General features: G+C 68.5%; 20 protein-coding genes. 13 read left to right on the forward strand and 7 right to left on the reverse strand.

What is annotated here, in order from left to right; all coding sequences use genetic code 11:
- Positions 1–17: 17 nt before the first annotated feature.
- Both purB and G7043_RS24490 read left to right on the forward strand, forming a co-directional pair.
- Positions 18–1,436, forward strand: coding sequence for an adenylosuccinate lyase (purB, locus tag G7043_RS24485; RefSeq protein ID WP_166049149.1), 1,419 nt, complete (start codon positions 18–20; stop codon positions 1,434–1,436).
- The gene (locus G7043_RS24490; RefSeq protein ID WP_166049151.1) at positions 1,433–2,230 is read left to right on the forward strand and encodes an MOSC domain-containing protein; all 798 of its coding nucleotides are present in this window, start codon (positions 1,433–1,435) and stop codon (positions 2,228–2,230) included. Before purB ends, G7043_RS24490 begins: the two co-directional genes overlap by 4 nt.
- Here G7043_RS24490 and G7043_RS24495 read toward each other — a convergent pair.
- The gene (locus G7043_RS24495; protein WP_166049153.1) at positions 2,227–2,661 is read right to left on the reverse strand and encodes a hypothetical protein; all 435 of its coding nucleotides are present in this window, start codon (positions 2,659–2,661) and stop codon (positions 2,227–2,229) included. The genes G7043_RS24490 and G7043_RS24495 overlap by 4 nt on opposite strands.
- A gap of 92 nt (positions 2,662–2,753) precedes the next feature.
- Here G7043_RS24495 and G7043_RS24500 point away from each other — a divergent pair, with 92 nt between their 5' ends.
- Both G7043_RS24500 and G7043_RS24505 read left to right on the forward strand, forming a co-directional pair.
- A complete protein-coding gene (locus tag G7043_RS24500; RefSeq protein ID WP_166049154.1) occupies positions 2,754–3,629 on the forward strand; it encodes a phosphoribosylaminoimidazolesuccinocarboxamide synthase in 876 nt (291 codons plus the stop codon).
- A gap of 50 nt (positions 3,630–3,679) precedes the next feature.
- Positions 3,680–4,330, forward strand: coding sequence for a DUF2334 domain-containing protein (locus G7043_RS24505; protein WP_166049156.1), 651 nt, complete (start codon positions 3,680–3,682; stop codon positions 4,328–4,330).
- Here G7043_RS24505 and G7043_RS24510 read toward each other — a convergent pair.
- Complete coding sequence (locus tag G7043_RS24510; RefSeq protein ID WP_166049158.1) at positions 4,293–4,916, reverse strand: MBL fold metallo-hydrolase; 624 nt, start codon at positions 4,914–4,916, stop codon at positions 4,293–4,295. The two genes, G7043_RS24505 and G7043_RS24510, sit on opposite strands and share 38 nt — an antisense overlap.
- Before the next feature lie 66 nt (positions 4,917–4,982).
- Here G7043_RS24510 and G7043_RS24515 point away from each other — a divergent pair, with 66 nt between their 5' ends.
- The gene (locus G7043_RS24515; protein WP_166049161.1) at positions 4,983–6,119 is read left to right on the forward strand and encodes a trypsin-like serine peptidase; all 1,137 of its coding nucleotides are present in this window, start codon (positions 4,983–4,985) and stop codon (positions 6,117–6,119) included.
- On the opposite strand, the gene G7043_RS24520 is transcribed toward G7043_RS24515, so the two are convergent.
- On the reverse strand, positions 6,103–7,083 hold the full coding sequence (locus G7043_RS24520) for an NAD-dependent epimerase/dehydratase family protein (protein WP_166049163.1): 981 nt from the start codon (positions 7,081–7,083) through the stop codon (positions 6,103–6,105). The two genes, G7043_RS24515 and G7043_RS24520, sit on opposite strands and share 17 nt — an antisense overlap.
- Positions 7,084–7,152: 69 nt before the next feature.
- Here G7043_RS24520 and G7043_RS24525 point away from each other — a divergent pair, with 69 nt between their 5' ends.
- The 4 genes from G7043_RS24525 (at position 7,153) to purL (ending at position 11,129) form a co-directional block, all read left to right on the forward strand.
- Complete coding sequence (locus G7043_RS24525; RefSeq protein WP_207311598.1) at positions 7,153–7,737, forward strand: hypothetical protein; 585 nt, start codon at positions 7,153–7,155, stop codon at positions 7,735–7,737.
- A 232-nt stretch (positions 7,738–7,969) separates the two neighbouring features.
- Entirely contained in the window at positions 7,970–8,209 is a 240-nt protein-coding gene (purS, locus tag G7043_RS24530; RefSeq protein WP_030465889.1) for a phosphoribosylformylglycinamidine synthase subunit PurS, read from the forward strand.
- A complete protein-coding gene (gene purQ, locus G7043_RS24535; RefSeq protein ID WP_166049165.1) occupies positions 8,206–8,877 on the forward strand; it encodes a phosphoribosylformylglycinamidine synthase subunit PurQ in 672 nt (223 codons plus the stop codon). Before purS ends, purQ begins: the two co-directional genes overlap by 4 nt.
- Positions 8,874–11,129 carry a phosphoribosylformylglycinamidine synthase subunit PurL gene (gene purL, locus G7043_RS24540; protein WP_166049167.1) on the forward strand — a complete coding sequence of 752 codons (2,256 nt, stop codon included), beginning with the start codon at positions 8,874–8,876 and terminating at the stop codon, positions 11,127–11,129. Before purQ ends, purL begins: the two co-directional genes overlap by 4 nt.
- A 64-nt stretch (positions 11,130–11,193) precedes the next feature.
- Here purL and G7043_RS24545 read toward each other — a convergent pair whose 3' ends face one another.
- Positions 11,194–11,997: a lysozyme gene (locus G7043_RS24545; protein WP_166049169.1), complete on the reverse strand. Its 804-nt coding sequence runs from the start codon at positions 11,995–11,997 to the stop codon at positions 11,194–11,196.
- A gap of 42 nt (positions 11,998–12,039) precedes the next feature.
- Positions 12,040–12,879 carry an aldo/keto reductase gene (locus G7043_RS24550; RefSeq protein WP_166049171.1) on the reverse strand — a complete coding sequence of 280 codons (840 nt, stop codon included), beginning with the start codon at positions 12,877–12,879 and terminating at the stop codon, positions 12,040–12,042.
- A gap of 78 nt (positions 12,880–12,957) precedes the next feature.
- Between G7043_RS24550 and G7043_RS24555 the strand changes: the two genes are divergently transcribed.
- Positions 12,958–13,851, forward strand: a complete 894-nt coding sequence (locus G7043_RS24555) for a LysR family transcriptional regulator (RefSeq protein WP_166049173.1) — start codon at positions 12,958–12,960, stop codon at positions 13,849–13,851.
- 880 nt (positions 13,852–14,731) lie between these two features.
- Here the strand turns inward: G7043_RS24555 and G7043_RS24565 are convergent.
- Positions 14,732–15,658, reverse strand: coding sequence for a hypothetical protein (locus G7043_RS24565; protein WP_313888052.1), 927 nt, complete (start codon positions 15,656–15,658; stop codon positions 14,732–14,734).
- Positions 15,659–15,748: 90 nt separating this feature from the next.
- On the opposite strand from G7043_RS24565, the gene G7043_RS24570 reads away from it, so the two are divergent.
- From G7043_RS24570 to G7043_RS24580, 3 genes are read left to right on the forward strand one after another with little or no spacing between them, the layout of a single operon-like run.
- Positions 15,749–16,561, forward strand: a complete 813-nt coding sequence (locus G7043_RS24570) for an SAM-dependent methyltransferase (RefSeq protein WP_166049175.1) — start codon at positions 15,749–15,751, stop codon at positions 16,559–16,561.
- A gap of 60 nt (positions 16,562–16,621) precedes the next feature.
- The gene (locus tag G7043_RS24575) at positions 16,622–18,787 is read left to right on the forward strand and encodes a putative bifunctional diguanylate cyclase/phosphodiesterase (protein ID WP_207311599.1); all 2,166 of its coding nucleotides are present in this window, start codon (positions 16,622–16,624) and stop codon (positions 18,785–18,787) included.
- A gap of 20 nt (positions 18,788–18,807) precedes the next feature.
- Entirely contained in the window at positions 18,808–20,601 is a 1,794-nt protein-coding gene (locus G7043_RS24580; protein ID WP_207311600.1) for a glycoside hydrolase family 15 protein, read from the forward strand.
- Here the strand turns inward: G7043_RS24580 and G7043_RS24585 are convergent.
- Positions 20,594–23,239 carry a glycosyl hydrolase 2 galactose-binding domain-containing protein gene (locus G7043_RS24585; RefSeq protein WP_166049178.1) on the reverse strand — a complete coding sequence of 882 codons (2,646 nt, stop codon included), beginning with the start codon at positions 23,237–23,239 and terminating at the stop codon, positions 20,594–20,596. The genes G7043_RS24580 and G7043_RS24585 overlap by 8 nt on opposite strands.
- Positions 23,240–23,306: the final 67 nt, after the last annotated feature.

A 23,306-nucleotide genomic window follows, 5' to 3' on the forward strand; every position in this document is an offset into this window, starting at 1 on the left:
GCACTAGCCTGAGGGGCGTGACCAAGCCGCGCATCACCAACGTCCTCGCAGGTCGCTACGCCTCCACGTCGCTCGCGACGCTCTGGTCGGCCGAGCACAAGATCGTGCTGGAGCGCCAGCTGTGGCTCGCCGTGCTGCGCGCGCAGGCCGCCGCCGGCATCGAGGTGCCGGCGACCGCGATCGCCGACTACGAGCGCGTGCTGGAGCAGGTCGACCTGGAGTCGATCGCGGCGCGTGAGCGGGTCACGCGGCACGACGTGAAGGCGCGCATCGAGGAGTTCAACGCGCTCGCCGGTCACGAGCAGGTGCACAAGGGCATGACCTCGCGAGACCTGACCGAGAACGTCGAACAGCTGCAGGTGCTGCGGTCGCTGGAGCTGATCAGGTCCAAGGTCGCGGCGGTGCTCGGACGCCTCGCGCGGCTCGCGGCGGAGCACTCCGACCTGGTGATGGCCGGCCGTTCGCACAACGTGGCCGCGCAGGCCACGACGCTGGGCAAGCGGTTCGCGACCGGTGCGGACGAGCTGCTGGTGGCGTTCAGCAGGCTGGACGAGCTGATCGCGCGGTACCCGTTGCGCGGCATCAAAGGCCCAGTCGGCACCGCCCAGGACATGCTCGACCTGCTCGGCACGCCGGAGAAGCTGACCGAGCTGGAGCGCACGGTCGCCGGTCACCTCGGCTTCGAGCGGGTGTTGACGTCCGTCGGCCAGGTCTACCCGCGCTCGCTCGACTTCGACGTCGTGTCGACGCTCGTGCAGCTCGCGGCGGCGCCGTCGTCGGTCGCGAAGACCATCCGCCTGATGGCCGGCCACGAGCTGGTGACCGAGGGCTTCAAGCCCGGTCAGGTCGGGTCCAGCGCGATGCCGCACAAGATGAACACCCGCTCGTGCGAGCGCGTGAACGGCTTCGCGGTGATCCTGCGCGGTTACCTGTCGATGGTCGGCGAGCTCGCGGGCGACCAGTGGAACGAGGGCGACGTGTCGTGCTCGGTGGTCCGCCGGGTCGCGCTGCCGGACGCGTTCTTCGCGTTCGACGGGCTGCTGGAGACGTTCCTGACGGTGCTGGACGAGTTCGGCGCCTACCCGGCCGTGGTCGCGCGGGAGCTGGACCGCTACCTGCCGTTCCTCGGCACGACGAAGGTGCTGATGGCGGCGGTGCGGGCGGGCGTCGGCCGGGAGACCGCGCACGAGGCCATCAAGGAGAACGCGGTGGCCGTCGCGCTGGCGATGCGCGAGCAGGGCCTCGCGCAGAACGACCTGCTGGACCGGCTGGCCGCCGACTCCCGCCTGCCGCTCGACCGGGCCGCGCTGGACGCGCTGCTGGCCGACCGCCTGTCGTTCACCGGCGTGGCGTCGGCGCAGGTCGCGTCCGTCGTCGAGCAGGTCGCCGCGGTCGTCGAGAAGTACCCGGCCTACGAGCCGGAGCCGATTCTGTGATCGTTTCCGATCTGGTCGTCTACCCGATCAAGGGGTGTGGCGGGTACTCCGTCACGTCCTCGGCCGTGGACCTCACGGGGTTGCGCGGCGATCGGATGATGATGTTGGTGGACGACGAGGGCGTGTTCCTGTCGCAGCGCAAGGTGCCCGCGATGGCCGCCCTGCGACCCTCGCTCGTGGACTCGTCGCTGTCGATCGGCGGGAAGTCGTTCCCGATCGTCGCCGACGGGCCTCGGGTGCCGGTCGTCCTGCACACCTGGAACGGGTCCGGAGTGGACCAGGGCGACGCCGCCGCCGCTCACTTCTCCGACCTGCTGGGCAAGTCGGTGCGGCTCGTGCGGACGCCACCGGACCTGCGCAGGGAGACGACCGGCGCGACCATCGGCGTCGTCGGCTACGCGGACGGCAACGCGTTGCTGGTGCTCTCGCTGTCCTCGTTGGACGGGTTGAACGAGCGGATCCTGGAGCGCGGCGGCGAACCCGTGCCGATGAACCGGTTCCGCCCGAACGTGGTGGTGTCCGGGTGGCCGGAACCGCACACGGAGGACCGGGTGCGGCGCGCGGTGATCGGCGACGTGGAACTGGGCTACGCCAAGGACTGCGTGCGGTGCGCGGTGCCGATGGTCGATCAGGAGACCGGGTTGAAGGACGGCCCGGAGCCGATCCGTTCTCTCTCGACCTACCGGCGGGACGGCGACGGCGGGGTGACCTTCGGGATGAAGGCGCAGGTCGTGCGCACCGGCACCATCGCCGTCGGCGACAAGATCGACGTCCTGGAGTGGGCCGCCGGCTAGGCCTTGTGCCAGCGCAGCCGGTCGCCGCGCTGGGGGTCCTTGCGGCAGACCAGCGGTTCGTTGAGCAGGCCGACGCCCTGCGCGCCTTCGGGATCGCACCGCGCACCTTCGTTGACCAGCAGTCCCCGCTGCGGGGGTGTCGTGGTCGTCGTGGGCTGCTGAGCGGGCGGAGGAGCCTGCACGGGTGGCGGCTTGGGCCGCGTGGTCGTCGTCGTGGTGGTCGTCGTTTCGGAGGACGCGGTCTTCACCGTGATGTCGGCGACGTCCGGGGTCGGCACGATGCTGACCGACTGGGCCGTGCTCGTGTTCGGAGAGCCCGGCTGAGGGGACGAGATCGGGGTGGAGTCGATGCCCCACCCGGCCACGCCCAGCACGATGAGCAGTCCCAGGCTGGCCAATGCCGGGATCCACAACGCCTTTCGGGTGAGCACGGGGTGCACCTTAAGGCCCGTCGGGCTTGATCTGTAGAGGTGAGGGGGTGTAGGCCGGTTTTCCGGAACCCGGGGCACGTAGGCTGACCGGCGTGCCAACGCTCGCTGACTACCAGCACGTCGCCCGCGGCAAGGTTCGCGACCTGTACGACGTGGACGACGAGCTGCTGCTGTTCGTCGCGTCCGACCGCATCTCCGCGTTCGACCACATCCTGAGCACGGAGATCCCGGACAAAGGCCGCGTGCTCACCGCGATGAGCGTGTTCTGGTTCGAGCGGCTCACCCCGAACCACCTGGTCGCCCACGACGACCCGCGCATCCCCGCCGAGGTCCGCGGCCGGGCGTTGCTGGTGCGCAAGCTGCAGATGGTCGACGTCGAGTGCGTGGCGCGCGGGTACCTGACCGGTTCCGGCATGGCCGACTACACGGCGACCGGTGCGGTGTGCGGGATCGAGCTGCCGGCCGGGCTGGTCGAGGCCTCCGAGCTGAACCCGCCGATCTTCACGCCCGCGTCGAAGGCCGAGATCGGGGCGCACGACGAGAACGTGTCGTTCGACGTCATCGCCGCGAAGCACGGTGAGGAGCTGGCGTCCAAGCTGCGTGACCGCACGATCGAGCTGTACAGCGAGGCGCGCGCGTACGCGTTGACACGTGGCCTGATCTTGGCGGACACGAAGTTCGAGTTCGGGCTGGACGCCGCCGGTGAGCTGATCCTGGCCGACGAGGTGTTCACACCGGACTCGTCGCGGTACTGGCCGGCCGAGGGCTACGAGCCCGGTCGTGTGCAGCCGTCGTTCGACAAGCAGTACGTGCGTGACTGGCTGACGTCTTCCGAGTCGGGCTGGGACCGCAAGAGCGACACCCCGCCGCCTCCGCTGCCCGCGGACGTCGTCGAGGCGACCCGGCAGAGGTACGTCGAGGCCTACGAACGGCTCACCGGCCGGTCTTTCGCCGACTGGCTCGCGTGAGTTAGCTCCGGTTTCACGCGGATGTCACCACGGCATGGCGCACTCGAAGCGTGCACTCACAGCTCGTGGTCTCACTGTCCGGCATCGGTCCGCAGACACTCGACCGATGCGCTGATCTCGCCGCGGCCCTCGACCCGCGGCAGGTGCCGTTGTCGCTGCTCGTGATACCTCGCGAGCTCGGCAGGGCGCAGGAATGGGTGCGGCAGCGCGCCGCGCTCGGCGATGCGGTCGTGTTGCACGGCCTGGGCCAACGGCGGTTGCCCGCCTACGAGGCAGGGCTGCTGCTCACCGGTGCGCGCGTCCAGATGGAAGCCATCGGGCTCAACGCCGACACGTTCGCGCCCCGGCGTTGTGTCGCGTCGCCCGGGACGTTGCTCGCGCTCGCCAAGCACCAGTTCAGCCGCTGCGCCGACGCGCACGCCGTCCGCGACCTGGGCACCGGGCTCGCGACGATCGGCCGCCTGCACGCGCTGACCGAGCGCAGCAGCTTCGGTGAGCTGCGGTCGCTCGCGCTGGTCTACGCGGCGGCCAGGTCCGCACGCCGAGGTGGCCTGACCCGGATCACCGTCGATGCCCGTGACCTGCACCGGCCCGGTGCGCGACAGGCCGTGCTCGACGCCGTGGACATCGCCCTCGCCCACGACGCCGCGCCGACCACGTACGTCAGACTGCCGTCTCCTCGCCACGCTTCAGCGGCCTGACCTCGGTGCCCGCCGGCTTGAGGTTCTCGAAGTGGCGGTAGGCCATCTCCGGCATCGCGAGGACCGCCTCGTGGATCGGCACGGCCACGCGCGGCTTGACCGCCCGCATGAAGTCGACCGCCTCACCAGTGCGCATCCACGGCGCGCCGGAGGGCAGACCGAGCACGTCGACGTCCTCGTCGGGCACGAAGAGCGCGTCGCCGGGGTGGTAGAACGCGCCGTCGCCGACCACGTAACCGGTGTTCGGGATGACCGGGATGTCCTCGTGGATCACGGCGTGCTGCCCGCCGACGACCTTGACCGTCGTGTCGCCGACCTTGAGCACGTCACCCGGCCGGGCGATGGTCGGGTTCTCGACGCTGGGCGCTGATCCCTCGTCCACGATCAGCTGCGCGCCGGGGTTGGCGGCGAGCAGCTTCGGCAGCTTCTCGACGTCCAGGTGGTCGAAGTGCTGGTGCGTGATGAGCACGGCGTCCAGGTCCTGCACGTCCTCGAACCCAGTGGAGAACGTGCCGGGATCGATCAGGATGCGCGTCGACCCGGTGTCCAGCAGCACACAGGCATGACCGAAATGGACAACTTGCATGGATTCCTCCATTACCGACGTTCGGCGGGCTGACACGGTCAGGTGACGTCGGAAGTATCAAAAGGCATGAGGAAAACCCTGCAACTCCTCACGGCACTGGCACTTGCCCTGCCGATGACGTCCTTCGTCCCTGCTACCACCACCTCTACTCCTGCTCAGGCCGCGTCGCCCCAAGACGCGTCACAGTCGCAGGAAATCGGCACCGAGGAATCGCTCTCGGTCCGAGTGGGTGGCAACAACCGTTCCACCACGATCGAACGGCCTGGATCCGGTTACGTCAAGATCCATTTCACGGACCTCCGGATCCTGCCCGGTGACGTGCTGACGGTGTCGAACCCTGACGGCACCGAGAAGTACACGTACACGCGGGATCTTCGTTCGTCTTTGACGGCCACGCCCGACCGGACCGGTTTCTGGGCCATGTCGATCACCGGCGAGAAGGCCGTGGTGTCGCTGAAGAACCCGCTCAGCCGCGTGCGGATCGACAAGATCACGCGGGGCTACACCGAGGCCGAGATGGACTCGCAGCTGTCGGTGCAGAGCATCTGCGGCACGAACGACTACAAGGACGCGGTCTGCTACCAGTCCAGCAACCCGACCGAGTGGGGCAAGACCGCCTCCGTCGCGAAACTGCTGCGCAACGGCAGTTCGCTGTGCACGGCGTGGCGGGTCGGCCCGAACAACCGCATGCTCACCAACAACCACTGCTTCACCAGCGTCAGCGGCATCGAGGTGTGGTTCAACTACCAGTGTCCGACCTGCGGCGGCACCAACTCGGCCACCGTCACGAAGGTGCTGGCGGCCCAGGTCCTCAAGACCAACGCTCCCCTGGACTACACCCTCTTCACCGTGAACAACTTCACGGCCATCAGCTCGTTCGGCTACCTCGAGCTGGACGCGCGCGTTCCGGCCGTGGGTGAAGAGATGTACATCGTCGGCCACCCGGCCGGGAAGCTGAAGAAGTTGTCGTTGCGCGACAACAGCAACGGCGGCGGCTACTGCGTCGTGCGCGCGGTGCGCGTCACCGGCAACGTGTCGCAGTCCGACATCAGCTACATGTGCGACACCGAAGGCGGCTCGTCCGGCTCGCCGGTGCTGTCGAGGCGCACGCACAAGGTGATCGGGCTCCACCACTTCGGCGGCTGCCCGAACCAGGGCGTGCGCATCGACCTCGTCGCCGCGCAGATCAACTCACTGCTGTGAGGATTTCCTGCTCTTCCTGAGCCGTGAGTCCGGCCTTGCGAGGCCGGTCCAGCCCGAGGCCGCGCTCGTACTCCAGCGAGTCGAGCGCGGTCTCGGCCAGCGGCCGCTGCCTCAACCCGTTGGCCAGCGCCGCACTGACGTCACGGCTGGTCATCTTCGCGAAGTCCTTCGGCAGCCACAGCGGAAGCGACCGCGGCCCGCCCCACGGGTTGACCTGGAGCTCCTCCAGCACGCTCTCCGGCACCGACACGAGCTGCGTCCCCTGCGGCGCGACCGCTCCCGCGATCTCCCCGATCGCCATCTGGAACGGCATCACCGGCCCTACCGCGTCGTACGTGCCCGTGATGTGCTCCTCGGCGGCCAGCAAGATCCACTCCGCGAGGTCGCGCGCGTCGATGTGCTGAAAGCTCAGGTCAGGGCTGTCCGGCACGACGACCCGTCCACCCTGGCTGAGCCGCGCGGGCCAGTACCCGAACCGGTCCGAGGGGTCGTCCGGCCCGGTGACCAGCCCGGCGCGCACGATGAACTCGCGCCCCCTGACCGTCTCGAGCACGGCGTTCTCGCTGGCCACCTTGACGCTGCCGTAGCGCTCCGAGGTGAACTCCGCCGCCGGGTCGTCCTCCAGCGGCGGGAGGAGCTCGTCGCTGCCCGTGGCGTGGTCCGCGTAGACCGAGATGCTGGACACGAACGTCCAGTGCGGCGTGGTCGCGCCGAAGGCCTCCAACGCGTCCCGCACCCAGTTCACCGAGTACTTCGCCACGTCGATCACCGAGTCGAACTGCTCGCCGGCCAGCTGGTCGAACGCGCCGGGTTTGTTTCTGTCGATCGAGATCAGCCTGGCTCCGTCCGGCACCTGACCGGACGCGCCGCGGGCGCCGCACACCACGTCGTGGCCCCGGCGCACCGCCTCCGCCGTGATGGCCTTGCTGAGGAACACGGTTCCGCCGAGCACCAGGATCTTCATGATCTCCAGCATCCGTCCGATCGGGCTCGGCTGCCAGCGGTCTCGCTGTCGGCGAAATACCTCGTTGCGATGGCTTTGATCAACTATCGTTCGGGTCCGGCAGATGAACGTTTCGTGAGTCTGCACGCCTTCGTCGACGAGTCTCGGCGAAACAACACCTATCTGCTTGCCGCGGCGATCGTTGATCCGGGTGAGCTGACCAAGCTGCGCAAGCTGCTCATGGGGCTGCGCATGCCGAACCAGCGCGAGTTGCATTTCAAGAAGGAAACACCGGCCCGCCGCAAACAGATCTTGTCCGCCTTGACGCCGGCCGCGGTCCACGTCGACATCTACCTCGCATGCTGTCGGAGGGGTGAAGAGCGGGCAAGGCAGAACTGTGTGGCTCGGCTGACCGATGAAGTGCTGAAAGCCGGCGTGACGCGGTTGGTGTTCGACAGTCGCGAGGTCCGGGACGACCACGATCTGCTGACCATTCGAACTGCTCTCGGCAAGTCCGCATGGGGCACGGGCTTGTTCTACGAGCACCTGCCCAGCGAGAACGATCCGTTGCTGTGGATCGCGGACATCGTGGCGTGGTGCTACGGCGCCGGCGGTGACTGGTTGCGGAGGGTTCAGCCGTTGATGGGCGACGTCATCGACATGAGAGCGCCCTAGAAAGCGCGAAGCACGGCGGCCGACCGTCCGGACGGGCACCGTGCTCACTTCTCCGGCTTACGGGCCGAAGCTAGGGCAAGAATACCAAACCGTCGGACCGTGACAAGGCGGTTCACCCGATGGTGAGGCCACGTGAAGATGTGCCTCCGCACACCTGTCGAGTTGATGAACACCCAGGTCAGGTAGGCTCCCCGAGTACCGCCAGCCCCCTCAAACCCGGGAGCAGTCTGTCGTGGCCCGAGTCGTCGTCGACGTCATGCCGAAGCCCGAAATTCTCGACCCGCAAGGCCAGGCGGTGGCGAACGCGCTGCCGCGCCTTGGGTTTGACGGCATCACCGCCGTCCGCCAGGGCAAGCACTTCGAGCTGGAGGTCGCCGACGACGTCGACGACGCCACGCTCGCCAAGATCGCTGAGACCTTCCTCGCCAACCCCGTGATCGAGGACTGGACCGTGCGCAGGGTCGAGGCATGAGGGTCGGTGTCATCACCTTCCCCGGCACGCTCGACGACGTCGACGCGCAAAGGGCCGTGAAGTACGCCGACGGGGAGGCCGTGCCGCTCTGGCACGGCGACCACGACCTGAAGGGCGTTGACGCGGTCATCGTGCCCGGCGGGTTCTCCTACGGCGACTACCTGCGGTGCGGCGCCATCGCGCGGTTCGCGCCGGTCATGCAGGAAGTGATCGAGGCCGCGAACAAGGGGATGCCGGTGCTCGGCATCTGCAACGGCTTCCAGATCCTCGCCGAGGCTCATCTGCTGCCGGGCGCGCTCGTCCGCAACCACAAGCTGCACTTCGTGTGCCGCGACCAGTGGCTCAGCGTCGAGAACAACACCACCGCCTGGACCACGCGTTACGACGCGAAAGCCGAGATCCTCGTGCCGCTGAAGTCGGGTGAGGGCGGTTACCAGGCCAACGAGGAAACCCTCAAGGAGCTCGAAGGCGAGAACCGGGTGGTCTTCCGGTACGTCGGCGAGAACCCGAACGGCAGCCGCAACAACATCGCGGGCATCACCAACGCCAGGGGCAACGTCGTCGGCCTCATGCCGCACCCCGAGCACGCCATCGACGCGCTCACCGGCCCGACCGACGACGGTCTCGGGATGTTCCTGTCCCTGCTCGACACGGTGGTGAAGGCATGAGCATCGACACCGTCAAGAACGCCGAAAGCACGCCCGACCAGGAGCAGCCCTACAAGGAGCTGGGCCTGAAGGACGACGAGTACGCGCGCATCAAGGAGATCCTCGGCCGCCGTCCCACGGACGCCGAGCTCGCGATGTACTCGGTCATGTGGAGCGAGCACTGCTCCTACAAGTCGTCCAAGGTGCACCTGAAGTACTTCGGCGACACCACGACCGACGAGATGCGCAGCAAGATGCTCGCGGGCATCGGCGAGAACGCCGGCGTCGTCGACATCGGTGACGGCTGGGCGATCACGTTCAAGGCCGAGAGCCACAACCACCCGTCCTACGTCGAGCCCTACCAGGGTGCGGCGACGGGTGTCGGCGGCATCGTGCGCGACATCCTCGCGATGGGTGCGCGGCCGCTCGCGGTCATGGACCCGCTGCGGTTCGGCAAGCCGGACGCCGCGGACACGCGCAGGGTGCTGCCCGGCATCGTCGCGGGCGTCGGTGGCTACGGGAACTGCCTCGGCCTGCCGAACATCGGCGGCGAGGTCGTGTTCGACGAGTCGTACCAGGGCAACCCGCTGGTCAACGCGCTGTGCGTGGGTGCCATGCGGGTCGAGGACCTGCACCTGGCGCACGCGTCGGGCACCGGCAACAAGGTCATCCTCTACGGCGCGCGCACCGGCCTCGACGGCATCGGTGGCGTGTCCGTCCTCGCGAGCGAGACGTTCGACGACTCCGCGGGCAAGCGCAAGAAGCTGCCGAGCGTTCAGGTCGGCGACCCGTTCACCGAGAAGGTGCTGATCGAGTGCTCCCTGGAGCTCTTCGAGAAGGGCATCGTCGTCGGCATCCAGGACCTCGGCGGCGCGGGTCTGTCCTGCGCGACGAGCGAGCTGGCGTCCGCTGGTGACGGCGGCATGCACGTGTGGCTCGACCGCGTGCCGCTGCGGGCCACCGGCATGACCCCGGCCGAGATCCTCTCCAGCGAGTCCCAGGAACGCATGTGCGCGGTCGTCGAGCCCGCGAACGTCGAGGCGTTCATGGAGGTCTGCCGGAAGTGGGACGTCATCGCCACCGAGATCGGTGAGGTGACCGACGGCGACCGCCTGGTGATCACGTACCACGACGAGGTCGTCGTGGACGTGCCGCCGCGCACCGTCGCCCACGAGGGCCCCGTGTACCACCGGCCGATCCAGCGCCCGGCCGACCAGGACGAGCTGCAGGCGAACACGCCGGACAGCCTGCCCAGGCCGGAGAACCTGCTGGAGCTCATCAAGACCATGGCGGCCAGCCCCAACCTGGCCTCCAAGAAGTGGGTCACCGACCAGTACGACCGGTACGTGCGCGGTGGCACGGTCCTGGCGCAGCCCAGCGACTCCGGCATGATCCGGATCGACGAGGAGACGCACCGCGGTGTCGCTCTCTCGACGGACTGCAACGGCCGCTACACCAAGCTCGACCCGTACGAGGGCGCACGGCTCGCGCTCGCCGAGGCGTACCGCAACGTCGCGGCCACCGGTGCCACGCCGGTCGCCGTCACGAACTGCCTCAACTTCGGCTCGCCCGAGGACCCCGGTGTCATGTGGCAGTTCGAGCAGGCCGTGAAGGGCCTCGCGGACGGCTGCGTGGAGCTCGGCATCCCGGTGACCGGCGGCAACGTCAGCTTCTACAACCAGACCGGTTCCACGGCGATCCTGCCGACGCCGGTCGTGGGTGTGCTGGGCGTGATCGACGACGTGCGGCGCCGCATCCCCACCGGGATCGGGGCCGAGGCCGGCGAGACGCTGCTGCTGCTCGGCGAGACGAAGGCCGAGTTCGGCGGCTCGGAGTGGGCACACCACGTCCACGGCCACCTCGGCGGTCTGCCGCCGAAGGCCGACCTGCAGCGCGAGAAGCTGCTCGGCGAGGTCCTCGTCGCGGGTTCCCGCGACGGCATGGTCTCCGCCGCGCACGACCTCGCCGAGGGCGGCCTGGCCCAGGCGCTGGTCGAGACGTGCCTGATCGGCGAGACGGGTGCGCGGGTCTTCCTCGAGGGCGACCTGTTCACCGCGCTGTTCAGCGAGTCGGCCGGTCGCGTCCTGGTCGCCGTGCCTCGCACGGAGGAGCAGCGGTTCACCGACATGTGCACCGCGCGCGCCCTGCCGTGGCGCAAGGTCGGTGTGGTGGACCCGGAGTCGAACGCCCTGGAGATCCAGGACCTCGGCTCTCTCCCACTGCCCGAGCTCCGCGAGGCCTGGGAGGGTACCCTCCCGGCCCTGTTCGACTAGCTGTTTCAGCCGCACGCGGGGCGCTTTCGTACTATCAGACAGTACGGAAGGGCCCCGCGTGCCGTCAGCTGGCGGCGATGCGTTGTAGCTGGTCGAACTTGCCGTTGAAAAGGTTTTGGTCGCCTGGGAAGAGGCCGGCGGCCTGCCACTGCCAGATGGTGTGGAAGTCGAAACCCACGGGCAGCGGGCCCAGCTGCGAGTTGTAGTGCGCGACCCACAGCGGGTTGTTGTCGCCGAACTTCACCGAGCCGCCGACGCACCTGTTCCACCAGCTCGTGGACGTGTAGATCGTCGGGTACCGCTTGGTGCGCGCGAAGACCGTGTCGCTGAACGCCTTCACCCAGGCGGTCATGGCGGCCTGGCTCATGTTGTAGCAAGTCTCGCCGTACGGGTTGTACTCCATGTCGAGCGCGGGCGGCAGCGTCTTGCCGTCGGGTGACCACCCGCCGCCGTTGTTGACGAAGAAGTTCGCCTGCGCCGCGCCGTCGGCACGGTCCGGCAGCGCGAAGTGGTACGCGCCGCGGATCATGCCGATGTTGAAGGAACCGTTGTACTGCTGGGTGAACTTCGGGTTCCGGTAGTGGGTGCCCTCGGTCGCCTTGACGTAGGCGAACCGGGCTCCTTTGTCCCAAGAGGACTTCCAGTCGACGTCACCCTGGTGGCTGCTGACGTCCATGCCGGGCACTTTGCCCTCTGTCGGCGGGTCCTCCGCTGTTCGGAGGCCGCCCCCGAGGTCACCGGTGCCTTCGTGCTTGAGGATCTGGGAACCCGCCGTGTGGTCCGCGGAGCCCTCGGGCAAGGGCGCCGCGGACGCGGGGGCCGGCGAGAGGCCGGCGACGATCGCCACGATGCTGATCAAGGTCCGCATGGACTAGATCGTGCGACCATTTGTCCTAATTTGCCACTGGGGTCACCCGTCCAGGCGGGTCAGCTCCTCCTCGGTCAACTGCAGGTGGGTGGCCGAGGCCGAATCCCGGATGCTCGCGGGCCGGGAAGCACCCGGAATGGGGACCACCACTTCGGACTTCGCCAGCATCCACGCGAGACAGACCTGGTGCGCGCTGACGCCGTGCGCGTCACCGACCTCCTTGAACGGCCCGCCCAACGCACCCGCCTTGCCGATGCCCCCGAACGGGCTCCACGGCAGGAACGCGATGCCGAGCTTCGCGCACAGCTCCAGCTCGGGTTCGCTCGACCGGAACAGCGGCGAGAACTGGTTCTGCACGGCCGCGAGCCGTCCACCCAGGACCTCGTTGGCCTGCACGATCTCGTCCGGGTTGAAGTTCGACACGCCCGCGTAGCGGATCTTGCCGTTGTCCAGCAGCTCCTTCAGCGCGCCGACCGACTCCGCGATCGGCGTCTTCGGGTCCGGCCGGTGGAACTGGTACAGGAAGATCTGGTCGACCCCGAGCCGTTGCAACGAACCGTCCACGGCGCGACGCAGGTACTCCGGCCGTCCGTCGAGGCCCCAGCCACCGCCCGGCACGCGGGTGTGCCCGCCCTTGGTCGCCACGAACACCTCTTCGGACCGGCCGCGCAACGCCTCGGCGATCAGCGATTCGTTGTGGCCGAAGTCGGTGTCGTCGAGCGAGTAGGCGTCGGCGGTGTCGATGAACGTCACGCCCGCGTCCAGCGCGGCGTGGATGGTCTCGATCGCCTGTGCGCGGTCCGGCCTCCCCTGGACGGAGACGGGCATGCCGCCCAGGCCGATGGCGCTGACTTCCACTTCTCCGATACGACGCTTCTGCATGAACTCCACTCTGGACCCTCTGGATTAAGCTGTCCAACGCAAAGAAGTGATCTCATTGAGCACTGCGGGTGATGAATCGTGGAACTCAGACAGCTGGAGCACTTCCTCGCGGTCGCCGACGAATGCCACTTCACGAGGGCCGCGCGCCGGATGCACGTCTCCCAGTCGGGCCTGTCGGCGTCGATCCGGGCGCTGGAGGTGGAACTCGGCGCGCCGCTGTTCCTGCGCACCACCCGTCAGGTGGAGCTGACCCAGGCCGGCCGCGCCCTGCTGCCCGAAGCGCGCCGGGCGTTGAGCAGCGTCGAGTCGGCGAGGGACGCCGTCGCCGCGGTGCAGGGACTGCTGCGCGGCACGCTGTCCGTCGGCAGTCTGCAGTGCCTGCACGTGGTGCACCTGCCCGCGGTGCTGGCGCGGTTCCACGAGCTCCACCCCGGCGTGGAGATCAGGATGCGTCAGTCCGGCAACGCGGAGCTGGTCGAGGAGGTCCGGGCGGGCCGGCTCGACCTAGCGTTCGTCACGCGTCCGCCGAAGATGGCGGACGACCTGCGAGTGTCCACTTTGGCCAGCGAACCGCTGGTGCTGGCGTGCGCGCTGGGAAGCCCGTTTGCCGCAAGGGATTCCGTCGAACTGTCCGAGCTGGCCGGTCAGTCGTTCGTCGACTTCAACGCCGACTGGGGCACCCGGGACGAGGTCGACCGCACGCTCGCCGCGGCCGGGGTCGAGCGGCACGTCGCCGTCGAGGTCAACGACGTGCACTCACTCCTCGACTTCGTGGGCTTCGGCCTCGGCGTCGCGCTAGTCCCGCAGTCCTTCGCCGTCAAGACGACCAGCGCGTGCTTCGTCGGCCTGCGCGGGGATCTTCCCGTTGCCGAGACCGTTGTCGTCACGAGCAACACCGTCAGCGCCGCCGCGAGCGTCCTGCTCGACATGGTCGCCGAGGCCAAGTCCGGCCGCCTCCGTGCTGCCGGTTAGCGGCCAGTCGTTCACGAGCCCGCGGAACTGCGTGCCGGGCAGCACCTTCAGCTCACCCGAGAGCTGAGCCGGCCGTCGCGCCGACGGGTGGATGAAGGTGCCGACCTCCGCGTTGAGCTCGACCAGCCCCGCGAAGCTCGTCTCCTGGAACGAGATCCCGCCCTCGAACCGCCCGTTGGTCAGATCGAGCCTGCCGTGGAACGCGCCGCCGGAGAACAGCGCGGGCTTCTGCACGTGCATGTTGCGCAGGTTGGTGATGCCGTAGAACTGCGCACGCCGGGCGACGAACCTGTTGACGTGCCTGCCGTCCAGCGAGAAGTACTCCAGCACGGCACCGGTCAGGTCCAGGTTCAGGTGGTCGTGTTCCTGGTGATCGCCCCACGACAACGTGTCCTTGATCAGCCGTTGTGCGGTGAGGCGGACCTGATGTTCCAACCGGATGTCCTGGTCGACATCCATGAACATTTGGTCCGGGTCTTCCGGCTTCGCTTGGTGAGCCGGGTGTTCGAAGGGGCGGCGCAGGTACGCGCACAGCACGTCGATGACGGTCTGGCGGTAGCGCGGCGTGGACCTCGCCAGCCACGCCAACGCGTGCATCGCGCCCACCCGGACCTGGTCAGCGTCGTTGCCGAGCAGCTCGACGGATCGGGCGAACCGTTCGTCCGCGACCTTCTCGCTCTCCAGGTTGTGCCGGGCTTCCTCGGTGCGGCGCCGCTTGTCGTTGAGCCACAACGCGTACAGCGCGACCACGGCGCCACCCGCGACCCCTGCCGTCTTCACGATCTCGACCGGAGGTGCCTTCACCAGCCACAGCGCCACCCCCGTCGCCGCCGTCGTGACGAGCGCGGCGAAGACCGCCACCAGCCAGGGTGCACGCACGTCAGTTCCTCCACGCTTCCGGCAGGTCGGGCTCCACCGCGAACGTACAACCGTCCGCCTTCACGTCCGCCCACTCCGAGCCCGTGAACTTGGTCTCGCCCAGGAACTTCGACTCGGTGAACACCGCGAGCCCGTGCGCCTTGAACCGGCTGAACCACGCCTTGCCGCGCAGTTCGGTGTGGTGCAGGTAGAACCGGCCGGCCACCTCGGCCTCGGTGAGGTACAGGGAGCCGTGGATCACCATGTGGTGGAACGCGTTGGACTCCTTGAGGTGCGCGACCCGCAGGACGAGGTCGCCGACGTGCCGGTACGACAGGTCCATGTACTCGAGGTGCGCCTTGGTGAGGTTGAGGTCGTAGCGCACCGGGTCCTTCTCCTCGACCCGCGGCAGCAGGTCCTCGATCAGCCGTTGCGAGGTGAGCCGGACCTCCAGTTCGATCTCGTTCTGCTCGGCGTCGAAGTCCTCCAGGTCGTCGTCGGCGCGCTTGAACGGCCGGCGCAGGTAGGCGCAGAGGATGTCCAGCACGGTTTGCGTGTATTCCGGCCGGGACTTCGCGAGCCCGGCCAGCGCGTGCATCGCGCCCACCCGGACCTGTGCCGCGTCGTGGCCCAGCAGCTCCACGGCGCGCGCGAACCGTTCGTCCGCCACGCGGGACCTGTCGTGCTCGATGCGCTGGCTCTCGAGCTCCTGGCGGGCCTCCTCGACCTTGCGGCGCCGGTCGTTGAGCCACAACGCGTAGAGCGCCACGATCGCGCCGCCCGCGAGGCCACCGGTCTTGATGGCCTCGTGCTTCGGCGCGCCGGGATCGATGAGCAGCAGAGCGCCGCCGACCAGCGCGAACGCGCCGAGCGACGCGAGCACGGTCAGGAGCAGCAGACTTTTCGCGCGGCGGTGCTTGCGCGCACCGGCGGCCGGCAGGAACCTCACGAGATCGGCATTCTGCCAAGCAGGACCTACACCGCGCGGGCTGATTGGCCGATGATGGGTGAACGGGCCGACACGAACAGAGGTGAGCAGGTGGAACGGCCGCAGTGGGCGCCGGGGGACATCGACCTGGAACGGCCGAGCGTCGCGCGCGTCTGGGACTACCTGCTGGGCGGCGCGCACAACTTCGCCGCCGATCGGGCGGTCGCGGAGAAGACCCTCGAGATGATGCCCGAGGTGCGCGCCGGCGCCCTCCAACACCGCGCGTTCCTCCGGCGGGCCGTGCGCTACCTGGTGGGCAGGGGCGTCCGGCAGTTCCTCGACCTGGGTTCCGGCATCCCGACCGTGGGCAACGTGCACGAGATCGCCCAGGCCGTCCAGCCGGCCGCCAAGGTCGTCTACGTCGACCTGGACCCGGTCGCCGTCGCGCACAGCCGGTCGCTGCTCGACGGCAACGAGCAGGTGAACGTGCTGCAGGCCGACGTGCGCGACCCGGCGTCGGTGCTCGCCTCCCCGGAGGTGAACGACCTGCTCGACTTCGACGAGCCGATCGCGGTGCTGATGATCGCGGTCCTGCACTTCGTGCCGGACGAGGAGGACCCGCTGGGCATCCTCGCCGGCTACCGCGACCGTCTCGTTCCCGGCAGCTTCCTCGCGCTGTCCCACGCCGGCTTCGAGGCGGACGAGGAAACGCCCGAGATACGCGCGGCGCGCCGCGTCTACGAGCGGAGTGTCACGCGGACGACGTTGCGCAACAGCGCCGAGTTCACCAAGTTGTTCGAGGGGTTCGAGCTGGTGGAACCCGGTGTGGTGCGGCTGCCGGCGTGGCGCCCCGAGGGTCCGGACGACGAGGGCATCGCGGACAGGGCATTCCCGGGGTTCGCCGCGGTAGGCCGAAAGGCTTAGAGATGACTGCGCAGGGCGACCGGCCGTATGCTGCGCGTTCGTGGCGTTAGGGCCGAACAGATGACCGATCGGGTTGACCACCGGGTGCGTGACGACCGTTCTCCTTTGGACCCGGCCGTTTTGGCCGGTGCCGAGTCGTTCGCGCGCAGCTGGGCCACGGCCGTGATCGGGTCGAGCTACGTCCCGATGACCAGGGCCGAGGTCGCGCAGCACCTCCAGGACCTCACCGAGATGCTGGTCGAGGCGCTGTACGCGAGCCCGTTCCGCACGGCACCCGGTTACGAGATCGGCTCACGGCTGGTCGACGCGCACTTCACCGGCACGGACACGCTGGGCCGCACCGTCCAGCTCCTCGGCGACGACCTGCTGGGCGAGCTGGGTGCCGCCGGTGACGAACGCCTGCAGTCCCGCCTGGCGGCTCTGCAGGGTGCGTTGTCGGCCGGCTACGCCCGCGCCCTGCGGGAACGCACGCTGGCCGAGCAGGAGGCGATCAGGGCGGCCGTCCTGGACGCCCGCGACCAGGCCGAGGCGATGCTGCGGGCCTCCGAGGCCCGGTTCCGCGCGATGTTCACCGAGGCCGCGATCGGCATCGGCATCGCCGACATCGAGGGCCGGATACTGGACGTCAACCAGGCCCTGCAGGACATGCTGGGGTTCAGCGTCGAGGAGATGCGCCAGTACAACGTGCGCGACCTCATGCACCCCGAGGACGCGGGCAGCGTGTGGCGGCTCTACGACCAGCTGATCGCGGGCGAGTGCGACCACTACCGCGCCGAGAAGCGCTTCCACCGGGCCGACGGTGAGCAGGTGTGGACGCACCTGACGCTGTCACTGGTCCGCGACGATCACGGCGAACCGCAGTACCAGGTCGCGATGATCGAGGACGTCACCGACCGCCACCTGCTGCAGAACCGCCTGCGCTACCAGGCCCTGCACGACCCGCTGACCGGCCTGCCGAACCGCGCGCTGTTCCTCGAACGCCTCGGCCGCGTGTTCAGCAACCGCGCGAAGCACGCCCGAGCCGGCCTCTGCTACCTCGACCTGGACGGCTTCAAGGTCATCAACGACTCGCTGGGCCACGACACGGGCGACCAGCTGCTGGTCGAGGTCGGCCGCAGGCTCGACCACTCGGTGTCCGGCGAGGGCAAGCTGGTCGCGCGCATGGGCGGCGACGAGTTCGTGATCCTGGTCGAGGGTTCGTCCGGCGAGCAGGACATCGTCGACGTGGCCGAGCGCGTGCTGACCGAGCTGGAGGCGCCGATCCGCATCGCCGGCCACGAGCTGTCGGTCTCGGCGTCCATCGGCATCGTCGAACGGCAGCTGTCGAGCACGACGTCGGCCGACCTCATGCGCGACGCGGACATCACGCTGTACTGGGCCAAGGCCGACGGCAAGGCGCGGTGGGCGCTGTACGACCCGGAGCGCAACGCCCGTGAGGTCGCGCGGTTCACGCTGTCCGCGACGATGCCGCGTGCCTTGGAACGCGGCGAGTTCTACGTCGAGTACCAGCCGCTGGTGCGGCTGGAGGACTCGACGGTCACCGGCGTGGAAGCCCTGGTGCGCTGGCAACACCCGGAGTTCGGCCGCCTGGCACCGGACCGGTTCATCGAGCTGGCCGAGGAGACCGGCCTGATCGTCCCGTTAGGACGGTGGGTGCTCCGCAAGGCGTGCGAGGAGGCCCGGCGCTGGCTGGTCGAGTTCGGCGACGCGGCCCCGTTCGTGTCGGTGAACCTGGCCGTGCGCCAGTCCCGCGACCCCGAACTGGTGCGCGACGTCAAGCGCATCCTCGACGAGTGCGCCCTGCCGCCGCACCACCTGCAGCTGGAGCTGACCGAGTCGGCGATCATGGGCACCGCCGACGAGCCGCTGGAAGCGCTGCGGGCGTTGTGCGACATGGGTGTGCGCATCGCGATCGACGACTTCGGCACCGGCTACTCGAACCTGGCCTACCTCAAGCACCTGCCCGTGCACGAGCTGAAGATCGCGGGCTCGTTCATGGAGGGGCTGCGGGCGGAGAACGAGGAGGACCCGGTCGACTCGCAGATCGTGGCAACCCTGGTCCAGCTCGCGCACGCACTCTCGTTGGGCGTCACGGCGGAAGGCGTGGAGACGCCGGCTCAGGCCGCCCGGTTGTTGCGACTCGGCTGTGACACGGGCCAGGGCTGGTTCTTCGCCCGGCCGGGTCCGCCGGAGAACATCGACAGCTTGCTGCGTGGTGATCTCTAGCTCGGGGAACACCTTGGGTCATGAAGTCATTGGCCCTGGTCGTGCTCCTGCTCGTCACCATGACTCCGGTCGTCCGCGCCGCTGTTGACGTCGTGCCGCTGCCCGCCGACAAACAGGCGTTCGGCACGGCCAGGTCCAAAGCCAGTCCGGTGTGGTTCACGCTCGGCCACCAGGGCCTGTCCGAGATCTTCCACCCGGACCTCAGCACGCCCGCGACCCGCGAGACCCGGCTGCTGGTCGACGGAAAGCCAGGTCAGGCGTACACCGAACCTGCCGACGACCGGTCGCTGACCTTCCGGCAGCGGCTGCGGGGCGACGGCTGGCGAGCCGAGATCACCTACGTCACCGATCCACAGCGGGCCGCCGTGCTCGCGGACGTCACGGTCACGGCGCACCGCCCGGTCCGGTTGTCGGTCGAGCACGTGCCGATGAAGGGTTCCAGCGAGGTCAGGAGCACTCTGCCCACCCAGCCGGTGCGGCAGGCGCGCGGCACGTTCGCGGTCGGGTTCGGTGCCGGCGTCGCCCAGGCCGCGCTGGACCGCGGATTCCACGCCACCGCGAAGGAGTACGCGCGCGGCTGGCACACCTACCTCGACGGTCTGAAGCGGCCGAAGTCGGCAGACCGGCGGCTCTACGACATGTCCGTGATGGTGCTGGCCGCGACGGAGGACAAGGCCAACCCCGGCGCGTCGATCGCGTCGCCGAGCTTCCCGTGGGCCTTCGGGTTCGACCGGGAACTGGCACCGGAGCTCGGCCCGTACGCGCTGGTCTGGCCGCGCGACCTCTACCACGTGTCCACGGCGATGATCGCGGCCGGAGACACCGGGTTCGCTCAGCGGTCGCTGGACTTCATGCTGCGAGAACAACAGCAGCCGGACGGTCACCTGCCGCAGAACACGAAGGTCGACGGCACGCCGTTCTGGCAGAGCGTCCAGCTGGACGAGACCGCCGCGCCGCTGCTGCTGGCCTGGCAACTGGACCGGCGCGACAAGTCCACTGTGGACTCACTGCGCCGAGCCGCCGACTACCTGCTGAGCTACCCGAACGCGCCGTTCAGCGAGCAGGAGCGGTGGGAGAACCAGAGCGGTTACTCGCCCGCCACGATCGCCTCGGTCGTCGCCGGCTTGGTGTGCTTCGCGGACTTGTTGCAGCGCAACGGAGAGGACGCCGCCGAATACCTGAACGCCGCCGACGCGTGGCAGCGCCAGGTGGAGAGCTGGACCGCGACGAAGACCGGCCCGTACGAGCCCAAGCCGTACTACCTGCGGCTCACCAAGGACGGAAAGCCCGACGCGGGCACCGAGTACAACCTCGGCGACAACAACCCCGCCGACATCGACCAACGCGCGGTCGTGGACCCGAGCTTCCTGGAACTGGTCCGGCTCGGCGTCAAGCGCGCCGACGACCCGACCGTCCGCAACACCGTCACCGTCGTCGACCAGCAGCTGAAGGAACAGGGTTACTGGCACCGGTTCACGCAGGACGGTTACGGCGAGACCAAAGATGGCGGGCCGTGGAACGTGCCGAACCCGGTCCGCACCTACGGGCGCCTGTGGCCGTTGCTGAGCGGCGAACGCGGTGAGTACGAGCTGCTCCTCAACCAAAAGGCCAACGCCGCCCAACGCCTGAAGGAGATCGCCGCCACCGCCAACAGCGGTCTCATGCTGCCCGAACAGGTGTGGAACGGCCGCGGCACCACCTCCGCCACTCCGCTCGCCTGGACGCACGCGCAGTACGTGCGGCTGGCGTGGTCGCTCGACCGGGGTGCGCCGGTCGAGCGACCGTCCGTCGTGGCGGATCGCTATCTCAGCTGAACGACTTCTTCGCCACGTTGTGACCGGAGACCTCCACGACCGGCTGCGCGGAGCCGAGCGACGAGGACCGGTACTCGGCCTTGAGCGTCAAGGTCTCGCCAGGCCACAGCGTCACGTAGTTGTCGCTCCACCGCGTCGGCAGCACCTCGGCGCCGCCCTGACCCTTGCGCAGCGACGCCCGCACGAAGAACGCCACGGTGTTGCCGGTGTTCTTCAGCGTCACCGTGGTCACCTGCTTGTCGTCACCGACCGGCGAGGTGGCCACCGTGGAGGACACCGTGCCGGGCTTCAACGTGTTGAGGCCCTTGAGATCCGCGTAGCCGGACTGCGGCGTGTGGTACCAGGTGGAGCCGCCGTAGTTCAGCGTGTCGGCCTTGGTGGACAGCCAGTAGACGTTGCGGTCGACCACGTTGCCGGCCGCGTCCTTCAGCAGCAGGCGCACGAAGTACGTCGTGGACAGCCCGGACGGCTGCGGCAGCGAGCCCACCTTGGTGGGACCGTTGGCCGTCGCGTTCACGTTGCGCGTCTCGTCGGCCTTCTGCGTGCCGTCGAGGTTGAACAGCGTGACCTGGAGCTTCAGCCCGTTCGCGTTCTGCAGCGAAGTGTTCATCACGGCCAGCGACTTGTCGTCGTACGAGTACTGGGCGTGCAGCGGCCGCAGACCGGTCTTGGCGCCGAAGTACGAACCCGCCGTGGCGAGGTAGTAGTCGTACAGGTGCCAGTACAGCGTTGGCCACGCGTTGTTGAGCATCCAGTAGATGACGCCGGTCGACGGGTTGCTGGAGTCGTTGAAGTTGTCGCCGAACGCCTCGAACTGCGCGCGGTTCGTCTCGTAGTTCGCGAGTTGTGCCTTGCGGACCAGGTCCTCGACCCCGGACGGTTTGCCGTAGCGGTTGTCGAGCGCCGTGCCCCAGAAGGTGAGCTTGTTGAACGTCGACGACGGTGACAGGTGGTACTGCGTCGCGTTGTAGTTCGTCAGCTTGTCGATCTCGCCCTGCGACAGGAACTTCTTGAGCTCGTCCATCTCCGGGATGGTCGCGCCGGGGCCGATCTCGGACGCGAAGCCCGCCGCGCCGCCCTTCTGCTTGGTGAACCAGTAGACCGGCGGCTCCCACCAGTACGGGCCGTCCATCTTCATGCCGGGGTTGCCGAGCTGCGGCGAGCTGATGTTCTTCGCCGACGAGATCACCGGCAGGTTCCACTCGGCCCGCTTCAGCGCGTCGAGGTAGATCTTCTCCAGGCCCGCGCCGGGGGCGGCGTCCGAGCCGATCATGAAACCGATCATGCTCGGGTGGTTGCGGATGCGCTTGGCCTCGCTCTCCGCCGACGCACCGGCGACCCGGTTGTCCTCGGCGTCGAACGAATCGTACTTCTCCCACTTGGAACAGCACTCCCAGCCGGTGAGCAGCATGATGCCCAGGCGATCGGCCAGGTCGTACAACTCGTCGTTCTCCGGCTTGCCTTCGAGGCGGATGGTGTTCATGCCCATCGCCTTGACGAGGTCGAGCTGGTCCTCGATGTAGCGCAGATCGGTGCGCAGGAACAGGTCCGACGCCCAGCCGCCGCCCCGCACGAGGAACGGCTTGCCGTTGACGGTGAACTGCCGGCCGCTGCCGCGGATGCTCGACGTGACCTCGCGGACGCCGAAGGTCGTCTTCGCCGTGTCGGACTCGGTCGTGCCGACGTTCGCGGCGAGCGTCGCGAGGTACAGCGGCTGCGCGCCCATCTGGAACGGCCACCACACCTGCGGGTTCTGCAGGTCCTGGGTGAACGTGACGGTCTTGGTCTGGTTCGCGTTCAGCTGCACCTGCTGCTTGAACACCTGACCGGCGACGGTCGCGGTCACCTCGGCGGTGACGGAGGAACCGGTGTTGTTGCGGGCGTCGACCTTGGTGGTGATCTTCGCGCTGCTCAGGCTCGGCAGCGGCAGATCGGAGTCCACCCGCAGGTTGCGCAGCGAGACCGGGCCGCTCGGCGTGAACTGCACGTCGCGGAAGATGCCCTGGTTGCGGTCGGGCGGCAGCTGCGCCCAGTCGATGAAGTGGATCAGCAGGTCGTTCTGCGGGTCGGACGGCGACGCCTTGATCGCCAGGGCGTTGTCACCCTTGCGCAGCAACGAGGTCACGTTGAACTCGTGCGTCGGGTACGCGCCGACGACCGTGTCGGTGCCCGCGACCTTGGTGCCGTTCAACCAGATCTCGCCGCGCGAGATGATGCCGCCGTTGAGCTTGAGGAACGTGTTGACGCCCGGCTGCGGGTCCGCCTGGAAGACCTTGCGGTACCACCACGGCACCTTGAAGTCGTTGGGGTTGGCCTGCTTGAGGTTCTCGGAGTACCGGACGTCCGGGTACTTGTTGTTGGCGATCAGGCCGGCCATCACGGTGGACCGCGCCGGCACCGTCATCCACCCGGAGTCCGAATAGGCCGGTCCGGAGATCACGTCACCGGCCTGCGTGGCCTTGGTGCTGCTCTGCAGGCGCCAGTCCGGGATCGTGGAGGTCTTTCCGGGGCTCGCGGCCACCTCGAGCGCCGCTCCCGTGCCGGGCACGGGGCCCGCGTTGGCTGAGGTGCCTGGCACGAGCAGGGCCAGGCCCACCGCGGCCACGACCAATGTCGGCAGTGGTCGGTTGCGCAGCATGTCGCTCCTCGACGCATCGGGGCGGCGGCGCTTCGGGGTATCGTAAAGAAGGTTTCCTTTTAGTGGG

The organism is Lentzea alba (genome assembly GCF_011067745.1).
GTDB lineage: Bacteria > Actinomycetota > Actinomycetes > Mycobacteriales > Pseudonocardiaceae > Lentzea > Lentzea alba.

Coding starts and splice junctions, on each gene's coding strand:
- G7043_RS24510 (WP_166049158.1), bottom strand. CDS start 4,916: ATGCAAGTTGTCCATTTCGGTCATGCCTGTGTGCTGCTGGACACCGGG.
- G7043_RS24515 (WP_166049161.1), top strand. CDS start 4,983: ATGAGGAAAACCCTGCAACTCCTCACGGCACTGGCACTTGCCCTGCCG.
- G7043_RS24520 (WP_166049163.1), bottom strand. CDS start 7,083: ATGAAGATCCTGGTGCTCGGCGGAACCGTGTTCCTCAGCAAGGCCATC.
- G7043_RS24525 (WP_207311598.1), top strand. CDS start 7,153: ATGGCTTTGATCAACTATCGTTCGGGTCCGGCAGATGAACGTTTCGTG.
- purQ (WP_166049165.1), top strand. CDS start 8,206: ATGAGGGTCGGTGTCATCACCTTCCCCGGCACGCTCGACGACGTCGAC.
- purL (WP_166049167.1), top strand. CDS start 8,874: ATGAGCATCGACACCGTCAAGAACGCCGAAAGCACGCCCGACCAGGAG.
- G7043_RS24545 (WP_166049169.1), bottom strand. CDS start 11,997: ATGCGGACCTTGATCAGCATCGTGGCGATCGTCGCCGGCCTCTCGCCG.
- G7043_RS24550 (WP_166049171.1), bottom strand. CDS start 12,879: ATGCAGAAGCGTCGTATCGGAGAAGTGGAAGTCAGCGCCATCGGCCTG.
- G7043_RS24575 (WP_207311599.1), top strand. CDS start 16,622: ATGACCGATCGGGTTGACCACCGGGTGCGTGACGACCGTTCTCCTTTG.
- G7043_RS24580 (WP_207311600.1), top strand. CDS start 18,808: ATGAAGTCATTGGCCCTGGTCGTGCTCCTGCTCGTCACCATGACTCCG.
- G7043_RS24585 (WP_166049178.1), bottom strand. CDS start 23,239: ATGCTGCGCAACCGACCACTGCCGACATTGGTCGTGGCCGCGGTGGGC.